This window comes from Pseudoalteromonas sp. TB51, assembly GCF_000498055.1.
In the GTDB taxonomy this organism is placed as follows: domain Bacteria; phylum Pseudomonadota; class Gammaproteobacteria; order Enterobacterales; family Alteromonadaceae; genus Pseudoalteromonas; species Pseudoalteromonas atlantica.
Genome location: NZ_AUTO01000261.1, coordinates 1 through 10,883, shown reverse-complemented (window position 1 = coordinate 10,883; position 10,883 = coordinate 1). Strand labels below are relative to the sequence as shown.

9 protein-coding genes are annotated in these 10,883 nt (G+C 42.8%); 6 read left to right on the top strand and 3 right to left on the bottom strand.

Features of this window, described 5'->3' with window-relative positions:
- A partial coding sequence (locus tag L650_RS0115475; RefSeq protein ID WP_029773676.1) for a glycoside hydrolase family 97 N-terminal domain-containing protein occupies nt 1–1,360 on the bottom strand: 1,360 nt, incomplete at its 3' end.
- A 160-nt stretch (nt 1,361–1,520) separates the two neighbouring features.
- On the opposite strand from L650_RS0115475, the gene L650_RS0115470 reads away from it, so the two are divergent.
- The gene (locus L650_RS0115470) at nt 1,521–2,144 is read left to right on the top strand and encodes a methylamine utilization protein (protein WP_029773675.1); all 624 of its coding nucleotides are present in this window, start codon (nt 1,521–1,523) and stop codon (nt 2,142–2,144) included.
- The gene (locus tag L650_RS0115465) at nt 2,134–3,306 is read left to right on the top strand and encodes a hypothetical protein (protein WP_029773674.1); all 1,173 of its coding nucleotides are present in this window, start codon (nt 2,134–2,136) and stop codon (nt 3,304–3,306) included. The genes L650_RS0115470 and L650_RS0115465 overlap by 11 nt, the downstream gene beginning before the upstream one ends.
- 55 nt (nt 3,307–3,361) lie before the next feature.
- On the opposite strand, the gene speE is transcribed toward L650_RS0115465, so the two are convergent.
- Nucleotides 3,362–4,225 carry a polyamine aminopropyltransferase gene (speE, locus tag L650_RS0115460; protein WP_029773673.1) on the bottom strand — a complete coding sequence of 288 codons (864 nt, stop codon included), beginning with the start codon at nt 4,223–4,225 and terminating at the stop codon, nt 3,362–3,364.
- A 197-nt stretch (nt 4,226–4,422) separates the two neighbouring features.
- Between speE and speA the strand changes: the two genes are divergently transcribed.
- From speA to L650_RS0115440, 4 genes are all read left to right on the top strand, one after another.
- On the top strand, nt 4,423–6,303 hold the full coding sequence (gene speA / locus L650_RS0115455; RefSeq protein ID WP_029773672.1) for a biosynthetic arginine decarboxylase: 1,881 nt from the start codon (nt 4,423–4,425) through the stop codon (nt 6,301–6,303).
- Nucleotides 6,304–6,367: 64 nt separating this feature from the next.
- Complete coding sequence (locus tag L650_RS0115450; protein WP_004587544.1) at nt 6,368–7,246, top strand: acyltransferase; 879 nt, start codon at nt 6,368–6,370, stop codon at nt 7,244–7,246.
- Between the two features lie 28 nt (nt 7,247–7,274).
- Complete coding sequence (locus L650_RS0115445) at nt 7,275–8,195, top strand: acetyltransferase (protein WP_029773671.1); 921 nt, start codon at nt 7,275–7,277, stop codon at nt 8,193–8,195.
- Nucleotides 8,192–9,448: a mechanosensitive ion channel family protein gene (locus L650_RS0115440; RefSeq protein WP_029773670.1), complete on the top strand. Its 1,257-nt coding sequence runs from the start codon at nt 8,192–8,194 to the stop codon at nt 9,446–9,448. Before L650_RS0115445 ends, L650_RS0115440 begins: the two co-directional genes overlap by 4 nt.
- Here the strand turns inward: L650_RS0115440 and chrA are convergent.
- Entirely contained in the window at nt 9,408–10,562 is a 1,155-nt protein-coding gene (gene chrA, locus L650_RS0115435; protein ID WP_029773669.1) for a chromate efflux transporter, read from the bottom strand. The two genes, L650_RS0115440 and chrA, sit on opposite strands and share 41 nt — an antisense overlap.
- Nucleotides 10,563–10,883 lie beyond the last annotated feature (321 nt).

The following is a 10,883-nucleotide window of genomic DNA, read 5'->3' as shown; positions in this document are numbered from 1 at the left end:
TGTTAATACTAATTTTATGTTTAGCAGCCAGCTTTACGTTGTAAAGGTACTCGTTAACCATAAATTGGCCGTCGTGCCACTCATGACGGGCAATGCCGTTTTCGTCTATGCGTTTTATGTTTCCGCCATCCGCTACATAGCCCGTTTTAACTTGGCTTACGTTTGATTTTTCGTAAAGGGCAAAGGCATCCTCCATTTGGTCACGGTAGTTACTTACATTACCCGATGTTTCGTGGTGGCCAATTAACTGCACGCCTTTTTGTTTGCCGTATTGAGTAAGAGCCGCTATATCAAAGTCGTCGTAGGGTTGTGTAAAACTAAATACATCGCCATTAAAAAACCAGTCACCGTCCCAGCCTATGTTCCAGCCTTCTACTAGTACGCCATCAAAGCCATATTCTGCGGCAAAGTCCATGTAGTACTTAGTGGTTTGTGTAGTGGCACCGTGTTTTTCGCCGCTGCCCCAGGTTTGCGTATTTATATGCATGCCCCACCAAATACCCACGTATTTGCCAGGTTTTACCCACGACACATCGCCTAGTTTATTAGGCTCGTTTAAATTTAATATTATGTCTGAATTGACTAAGCCGACCGCACTGTCGGCAATTTGAATGGTGCGCCAAGGGGTATTAAACGCACCTTGTTTTTTAACGGCAATGCCGTCTGACCAGGGTGTTAAATCGGCATTAAAAGTGCCTGGGCGGCGCTGATTAAGCACCATGCCTGCGTAATCAACTAAGGCTGCTTCATGAATGCTTATATGGGTACCGTCATTGGTTTTTAAGGTAAACGGCGTGTGTGCAAGGGGGACGTCATTTAATGCGGTGGTGTTGTAAACGTATTCGTATCGGTTCCAGCCGCGGGCGGGGATCCACCATGCGGTGGCATTGTTGTTATTGTTAATGGCAAATTCGGTGAGCTCTTTGGTAATGTGTGTTTGATCAAAGCCTGCTTGTTTTGGTACTTCGTATCTAAACCCAACGCCACTATCAAAAGCTCTAAAACGCACTGTGTAGGTTGCACTATTAGGCTCGTTTTTTGCAAACGTAACCGCAACTTCGTTGTGTTTATCAGTAACCGTTTGTCGCTCGCCCCAAGGTTGTTGCCACTGGGTATTTACGCTTTGCTGCTTAACATGGGTAATTTTAAAACCATCGCTAAATGCGGCTTGGGTTTTAAATTCAAAACCCAGGCGCGATGCGTTTAGAGCTGGTTTGTTTTTAAAGCTAATAGCGTAGCTGGGTGTGCTATTTTCATCTGAAATAGTCACTTTTATTTGTGAGTTTGGTGATTCAACTACAGCGGTTTGTGCAAAGCTATTGCCAGCAAACGCCAGTAGTAAAAGTGCGGATGTTCTCATTGTGTGTCCTTTGATGAGTCGGTGGTGACCTTTAAGGATAATGGCACTGAGTTGTTAATACGACTGTCTACATACGTATTCAATGTTTTAAAAAATAGAAAGAATTTAACGGTTTAATCGGTCTATAATGTAAACAAATTGATAATAGCGATTAGCCCCCATGATAAAACCTTTACTAAGTGTGTTACTGCTATGTATGAGTACTTGCGCAGCAGCAACAACAATAACTATAAAAAATGCCAATAATCAGCCTTTAGCAAATGCGGTTGTGTGGCTAAGCGGGGCATCAATTCAGGCCGGCAATCAAGCAAGTAAAACCTACGCAATGAGCCAACAAAACCGCGAGTTTACGCCGCGTACGTTAGTTGTTCCGCAAAATGCAAAGGTAGAGTTTCCTAATGCCGACTCTATTATGCACCACGTTTATTCGTTTTCTAAAGCTAAAACCTTTGAGCTGAAACTTTACAAAGAGCAGCCTAAAGCGCCCATAACGTTTGATCAAACTGGGGTGGTTGAGCTTGGCTGTAATATTCATGACTGGATGCTGGGCTATATTGTGGTGGTTGATAGCACCGTTTTTGCAATTACTGACGACAACGGTATGGTTAATTTAACTGCCCCTAATGGGCAATACAGCATGAGTGTATGGCATTCTGGCTTTAGCGATATAAGCAACGTAGAAACCCACAGCGTTAATGTAAGCGAGTCACCTATACACTACACCGTAAAGCAGGCCATAGCCGAGCAAATAGACTTTGCTACGGATGAATTTGATGACTATTAAGCGCAAAAATACAGTATTACTTGGCTTACTTTTTATGTGCCTACCGGCTTTTTCGCAAGTTAAAGGGCTTATTCAGGTACGTGCGGTTGCAAGCGACGATACACAAAGCTTTCAAGATGGCGGTATTGGTTTATATCGCCATGGAGATAGCAGTGATAGCATTTTGTTATCGCAAGGAATTATAGACTTTAAGGCCGATTTAAGTAGTGCCTGGAGCGCACATGCCGTTGTTAATGCTAATCAAGAGCCGAACACCACATTAGGTTTAAGCCAAGCGTATTTACAGTATCAGCCGTTAGTAAACAGCCNCCCCGATATAGGCTGGACCTCGCCTTACAATTATACTAATTCGGCCATAAACAGTTGGCTTGGCGAAGAGCTTCGTACCATAGGTGGTGAGCTTAGCATTAAGCGCCCAGGTAAACGTTTTAATTCTAAGCATAGCTTTAGTGTGAGCGCTGCTATTTATAAAGGGAACGACCCAACAGGGACGTTGCTATCTTGGCGCGGCTTTGCGCTGCACGACAGGCAAACAACATTTAACGAAAGTGTACAATTTGCACCTATTGCGGCATTAAATAGTGACGAATTACGTTGGCAAGCTAACCAAGTACTGCCTTTTGAAGAAGTAGATGGCCGCTTTGGCTACTATGCCGGTGTGCATTGGGATTATTTAAAACGCTCGCAGTTTAGGTCTTATTATTACGATAATAACGCCGATCCCAGCATTTTTAATCGCACAACAGGGCAGTATGCTTGGCATACTCGCTTTAGCAGCTTAGCGTGGTTATATAAATTTACAGGTAAAACCCGTTTGATTGCCCAGCTACTCGATGGTAAAACCGAAATGGGGGCTAATAAGCTTATTTATAACCGTTTTTATAGCCATTATTTAATGCTCAGCCATAAAGCGGGTAAGCATAGGTTATCGCTTAGGTATGATTATTTTAAAGTAGATGACGATGACACCACCGCATTTGACCCTAACGCCAGCCACGGCGAAGGCTTAACAGCTACGTGGCGTTACCAATTAACCGATACGCTACAAATAGGTGTTGAAGGCTCGGCGCTGCATAGCTTTGTACAAAATAGGCCGGGTAGTGGGTTTGCTCAGCGAATATCGCAGCAGCAACTTATGGCTAACGCTCAATGGCGCTTTTAAAGTACAAAAAAAGGGAGCTTTTAAAGCTCCCTTTTAGTTTCAAAAAAAGTGTGAATTATTTTTTATCAAATGCGCGTTTCATAAAGTTTGGTGTAGCAAGTGCGCCGTGATGAATACCGCTGTTGTAGTATTCGCTTTGCTGTGCAACTTGCTCGGCATCGGCTTCTCTAAAGCCATCAAATGCTTGTGATTTACGAGCAAGCGTTACTGACCATAAACCGCTTGGGTAAATTGGCTGTGGAAATGGCAGTGTTTGTAAGTCGTTAAAGCCCACACTTAGCATGGCCTCGCGCATTTCTACTAGCAGTGGCATATGCATTAATGGCGATTCGCTTTGCTGCACTAAAATACCACCAGGGCGTAATGCATTTAAGCAGCTAGTGTAAAACGCGTGGTTAAATAATCCCTCGCCTGGGCCTACTGGGTCTGTACCATCAACAATAACAACATCAATAGACTCGCCCGCAGCGTCACGCATGTATTTAATACCATCATCAAACATAACAGTTGCGCGTGCATCGTTGTTAGACTCACAAAGCTCTGGGAAGTATTTTAACGACATTTGCGTGACTACTTCGTCTATATCTATTTGCGTTACGGTTTCTACACCTGGGTGCTTTAAAACTTCACGTAATGTACCGCAATCGCCGCCGCCAATAATTACCACGTTTTTAGGGTTTGGGTGCGCTAAAAGTGCAGGGTGGCTAATCATCTCATGGTAAAAAAAGTTTTCGCGGGTAGTTACCATAGTACAGCCATCGATGATCATTAAATTACCAAAGTCTGTGGTTTCGAACATTTCTACCTTTTGAAAAGGAGACTGTTTTTCATCCAACTTTTTGTTGATACGTAATGAAAATGCGCTGCCATCGCGGTCGCTAATTTCTGTAAACCACTTACTTTGATCTAAATTTGCCATAGTTGCTTTTACACTTTTTAAGTTGAGTATGAAAAAGGGGCAATTCTGCCAGTGCTTCGCGTTTTGCTCAATGAAATTTTAACTGCTTTGCCAATAAAGTTAGCCAGTATCGAGTTAAAGTTCAATTTTTGTTAGCGTAGGGGGTAGTGACGTATTAAAATGCGCCTTTATAGCTAATTGATTAAAGAAGAGTTGCCATGACTTGGGGTTTAGAAACAGCACGCGCTACATATAATGTTGCTCATTGGAGCGATGGCTATTTTGATATTAACGCACAAGGCGAGCTGGTTGCCTACCCAGATGGTGACCAATCTAAAAATGCGATTTCTTTAACGCAGCTCACAGAGCAATTTAAGCAGCAAGGTTTAACATTGCCGGTGTTGGTGCGCTTTACCGATATTTTAAAAAATAGAGTAGATACACTCACCCATGCATTTACCTTAGCGCGCAGCAGCCGCGAGTACCAAGGCAAGTACACGTGTGTATACCCTATAAAAGTTAATCAGCAACGCTCGGTGGTAAGTAAACTATTGGCGCACCCAAGTGGTTTAGTTGGCCTAGAGGCCGGTTCAAAGCCTGAGCTTATGGCAATTTTAGGGGTAGCCGATAAACCCATTACTATTGTGTGCAATGGCTATAAAGACAGTGAGTTTTTACGTTTAGCCTGTATTGGTCAAGCCATGGGGCACAGCGTTAAAATAGTCGTCGAAAAACTCTCAGAGCTGACGACCTTACTTGAAGAAATAGATAACCTAGGCATAGAGCCTGCCATTGGTATACGTATTCGCTTAAACTCAGTAGGCAAAGGTAAGTGGCAAAATACCGGGGGCGAAAAAGGCAAATTTGGCTTAACCGCAGGCCAAGTGCTTAGTGCTGTTGAGGTGCTTAAAAAGCATAATAAATTGCATTTAATGCAAATGGTGCATTTTCATATTGGCTCTCAAATTGCCAATATACGCGACATACACCGCGCCCTGCGTGAATGCGCGCGCCACTTTGCTGAACTTACCCAGCTAGGAGTGCCGCTTAATACCGTTGATGTCGGCGGTGGCTTAGGGGTAGATTACGAAGGCTCAGGCTCACGCAGTGCTTGCTCGATGAACTACACCGTTGAAGAATACGCACGTAATGTGGTTAATGCTTTTGCTGAGGTGTGCGACCAACATCAACTTACGCACCCAGCCATTATCACCGAATCAGGGCGTGCTTTAACAGCGCACCACGCGGTGTTAATTACCGATGTAATAGACGTAGAAAAAGCGCCAAATCATCCAAATCCAGAACCGCCACTTAAAAACAGTGCGCTAGTGCTTGATGAAATGTGGCAGTGTTTACAGCGTTTAAACCCGCGTATGGCGCTAGAGATTTACCATGATGCGATGCACTTATTTAGCGAAGCGCACGACCAATACGTGCATGGGTTAGTAAGCATGCTAGAGTGGGCGAAAATAGAACAATTATACTTTACTATTTTGCACCGAGTACGCGCATCACTTAGCAATAACGCGCGTGCGCACCGTGAGGTACTTGACGATTTACACGAAAAGCTAGCCGATAAGCTATTTGTTAACTTTTCACTGTTTCAGTCGTTACCTGATGTATGGGGCATTGAGCAGTTGTTTCCGGTTATGCCAATCGAGAATTTAGATAAACCGCTTACCCAGCGCGCTATTATTCAAGATATTACCTGTGACTCAGATGGGCAAATTCGTGAGTACGTAGAAGGCGCGGGCATAGAAACCAGTTTACCTATACCTGAGTACCAACATGGCGAGCAATACCATATAGCCATGTTTATGGTGGGGGCTTACCAAGAAATTTTAGGTGATTTACATAACTTATTTGGCGACACCGACTCAGTGCATGTAGAGCTTAACGACGACGGTTATGTATTAACCAATGCCATTAAAGGTGATAGCGTTAAGGATGTATTAAAGTTTGTTGACTATGATAGCGCCATTTTGGCACAAAACTTTGAATTATTGGTCAACAAGCTAGCAGTGTCTGAGCAGTGTAAAGCAGGGTATTTAGCCGAGCTTAATGCCGGGCTTGAAGGTTATACTTACTTCGAAGATTAACCGTACACTCTCAGAATTAAAAGCGTCGCTGTTTGGCGCGCATTGTTTAAAGGAAAGTAAATAAATGTCAGTAATCCGCAGTGTATTAAGTATTATGCTTTATACAATCAACACACTTATTTGGTTTGTGCCTATTTTTGTTTGTGGGCTATTAAAATTAATCCCTATCAAGCCTATGCAAAAGCTTTTAAGCTGGGTTGCTAAACAGTGTGCCACTATTTGGGTGTCGGTTAATAGCATTAACCAACGCTTATTCACGCCAACAAAAATAAACGTTACCGGCCTTGAAGAAACCAAATTAAAAGACTGGTACTTAGTGATTGCTAACCACCAAAGCTGGGTAGATATATTAGTACTGCAACGTGTATTTAATCGTAAAATACCTTTTTTAAATTTCTTTTTGAAAAAAGAGTTAATTTACGTGCCAATTTTAGGTCTGTGCTGGTGGGCGCTCGACTTTCCGTTTATGACCCGCACCAGCAAAGCGCAGCTAAAAAAGAACCCAAAGCTACGTGGTAAAGACATAGAAACAACCCGCAAAGCCTGTGAAAAATTTAAAGAAATGCCAGTAAGCATTGTTAATTTTGTAGAAGGTACACGTTTTACTACGCAAAAACATGCTCGCCAAAATAGCCCTTTTCCGCATTTATTAAAGCCAAAAGCAGGCGGGATCGCATTCGTAATGCAAGCCATGGGTGAGCAGATATCTAAAGTGGTTAATGTGACCATTCATTACCCCGATGGCATCCCTACGTTTATGGACTTTGCCGGCGGCAAAGTGAAGCAAATTAATGTGCATGTAGACATTCGCCCAGTAAGCGAGGAGTTGATTGGTGATTACACTGGCGACTCTGAGTTTAGAGTCGGCTTTCAAAGTGAATTAAACCGTTTATGGGAAGAAAAAGAGCACACGCTTTTGCAGCTCGAACAAAACCATAAATAATAAGGTAATAAAAAATGGGCTTACGATTATGCTAAAAAAGTGGTTACCAAATTGGCTCAGCGGCTTAATTGTAGGCTGTGTGATTTTTTCAAATGTAATCATTTTTGGCACCTTAGTATTACTGCTAGGCTTAATAAAGCTTGCCCTGCCTTTTTCTATAATTAACACCATACTGCATAGCGTGTACCGAGGCTGGTGTAATGGCAATCGGTTTGGCTTGTGGCTGGGCTGCGCCAACATAAAAGTAAACATTAACGGCGATGTAAACTCAAAAAGTTGGTACTTACTAATTTGTAACCACATGAGCTGGTTAGATATTGTGGTACTTAGCTCAATTAATGTTTTACCTGCACCAAAGTTTTTTTTAAAAGACGAATTAAAGTATGTGCCATTTATTGGCTCTGGTGCATGGGCTATGGGCATGCCTTTTATGAAGCGCGTAACTAAAGCGCAGCTTGCTAAAAACCCCAAGCTTAAAGGGCTAGATGTTGAGCGCACTAAGCAAAGCTGTCGTAATTTTAGGAATAATCCCACCACCATAATTAATTTTGTTGAAGGCACCCGCTACACGCACGCAAAGCATGCAAGCCAGCAAAGCCCGTTTAAACATTTACTCAAGCCCAAAGCGGGCGGGATTGCCTTTGCACTTGAGGTACTTGGCGAGCAATTTGACGCCATGCTAAATACCAGTGTGGTGTACAGCGGCAGCACAAGCCATGTTTGTCGTAATATTTTAAAGGGCGAGCTTGATTCAATTTATGTTTCTATTGACGTGGTTGCTATAAACCAGCAAATGTTAGGTAGTTACCAACACGACAAAGCATTTAGAAGCCACTTTCAAAAGTACGTTAATGAGCTATGGGTTGCTAAAGACGCGCAACTTGCCAGCATTTATGCCCAACACGATTTACCTGAGCCACCCATTTGTAAGGAAATAGAAACACTATGACCAATACCCACCTGCAGGAGCTAATCGCTCCTTGGTTTGAAAAAGTACCCGACGCAGATTTTTTAAGTGCAATTACTGCAGCCTCTATTGGTGTTTTTTCGTTGTTAGTGGTGTATTTATTTACACGCCGATTAATGCTGCCAGGCATTCAAAAAGTGGTGACTAAGTTATCTCCAGAGCGAATAGGGTTGCTTTCTCCGTTGCTCACAAAACTTAATAAGCGCATAGCCGGTATGTTATGTAGCGTGCTTTTTTTAGCAACCTTCGACAGCGTTTACCCTGTTAATGAGCTCAGTGCCGAAATACTAAAAACCATTGGCCAAGGTATATTAATTATTCATGTAGGCTTTATTTTTAGCAGCATTGTAAGCATTGCCGGCGCTATTTATAACCAGCTAGATTTTGCCCGCGAAGTGCCAATTCAGGGCTTATTACAAGTTGTTAAGCTGATCACCTTTATTGTGTGTGCAATTTTAATAGTCAGTATTGTGCTTGAAAAATCGCCTACCTATATTTTGTCGGGTTTTGGTGCGATAGCCGCTGTTACTTTATTGGTTTTTAAAGACACTATTTTAGGCTTTGTAGCCAGTATTCAAATTGCGGCAAACCGATTAGTTACTTACGGCGATTGGATTCAAGTAGAAAACTACGGCGCCGACGGTGAAGTAATAGACTTAGGGCTAAACACCGTAAAAGTGCGTAACTGGGATAACACCATTACGACTATTCCTACTTATATGTTGGTAGCAGGGTCGTTCAAAAACTGGCGAGGAATGCAAGAGTCTGGCGGCCGACGTATTAAACGCTCGCTTAATATTGATATGCACAGTATATGCTTAGTAAGTGACGAATTTAGAAAACAAATAGATGCAGCTATACCACTGCATGAATATATACGTGTTGCCTCGTTGCCTGATCCGGTCTCTAACTTAGGCTTGTTTCGCCGCTACGCCGAGGGCTATTTAAAGCAGCATAACAGAATAAATACCTCACTGACGCTCATGGTGCGTGAGCTACAACCAATGAACCACGGCTTACCAATTGAGTTTTATTGCTTTAGTGAAGACAAACGCTGGATATCTTACGAGCATTTACAAGCCGAAATTATGGATCACTTATTGGCAGTGTTGCCAGTATTTGGCCTTAGAGCGTATCAAAGTGTTAGCGGGCAATTAAGCCCGCCTAATGCACAGCAAACCGATAAGCCGACCTTTAAAGTAATGGCAAATAGTGCTGAACAAGGCCCACACTAATAAATAAAGCTAATAGCCACCAAATAGGTGGCTTTTTCATTCTTAGCCATGCAAAAGCGGCAATAACCAGTGCAACCTGCCATAGGTTGTGAACGGCCGATGTCCAAATAGGTGAGTACAAAGCCGCCGCTAAAAAGCCAACTACGGCAGCGTTAAGCGCCGCAATAGAGCTTGCAAAGCGAGGTTTACTTGCCAGGTTTAACCAGCTTTTTTGAAACGCCAGCATTAATAAAAAACCCGGTGTAAAAATAAGTAGGGTTGCAGCTATGGCCCCTATTAAGGGTTGCTCTGAAGTGAGTTGCGCGCCTAAGTAAGTGGCTATTGTAAACATGGGGCCAGGGATAGCTTGAGCACTGGCATACGCACTTAAAAATTGATCGTTACTTAGCGCTGGTACGCCAGCTTGCAATACAGGCAATACCACGTGCCCGCCCCCAAACACCATAGCGCCCGCTTGGTAAAAAGGAGCAAACAAAGTAAGGTCATCACCTAAAGGTATAAAGCTAATAGCGAGTAGTAAAACAAATAAGCCTAAAGGAAGCCACTTAAACGCGCTTTTAGTATCTGCTTTAGGCTCAGTCTGGGTGTTGAGTTGTAACAGAGGCCAAATTGCGCCTATAGCAGCGGCACTCACTAAAATAGCTATTTGCGTGCCAAGTAAAGGAAATAGCAATAAAGCCAAGGTACTCATTACTGCGATAAGCTTGAGCGCAGCGCTGGTACAAAAGCTTTTTGCCATAGTGAGTGTTGCATCGGCCACAATAACAACCGCAAACAGTTTTAAGCCTGCAATAATAGCAAAGTAAACAGCATCAAACTGATGCGCGCTTACCGCTAATAACAACATGATTAAAAAAGACGGTAAGGTAAAAGCGATAAATGCGGTAATGCCACCAATAACCCCCGCTCGCTCAACACCAATTGCAAAGCCCACTTGGCTTGAACCAGGCCCGGGCAGCGCTTGGCTTAAACTAATAAGCTGCGCGTAGCGGGTATCGCTTAACCAGTTTAGTGTGTCTACAAAGTGGCGTTTAAAATAGCCTAAATGGGCTGCAGGGCCACCAAAACTCATGCAGCCAAGTAAAAAAAACTGTCTAAAAATAGCGACTAACATTGAGCTCATATCCTTTTAAAAGTTCATTAAATTGTCACAAAGGAGTATGACACTTTTATTAAATGCATACATTAATTCGTAATCTACAAATAATACCAATCCACTTAATTAAGTGGATTGGTATAAAGCGAACTGCTTTTAACATGCTCTTCATAGTTTGTTCATACATGTATTTGCATACTCGCTTTATAATTCTTAATGAATAGGACATCACATGACTTTAACTAAATCACTTTTAAGCGTAACCGTAGTAGCTGTATTGCTAAGTGGTTGCGAAATGAACAACACAGGCAAGGGCGCCGCAATTGGCGCAGCCGCAGG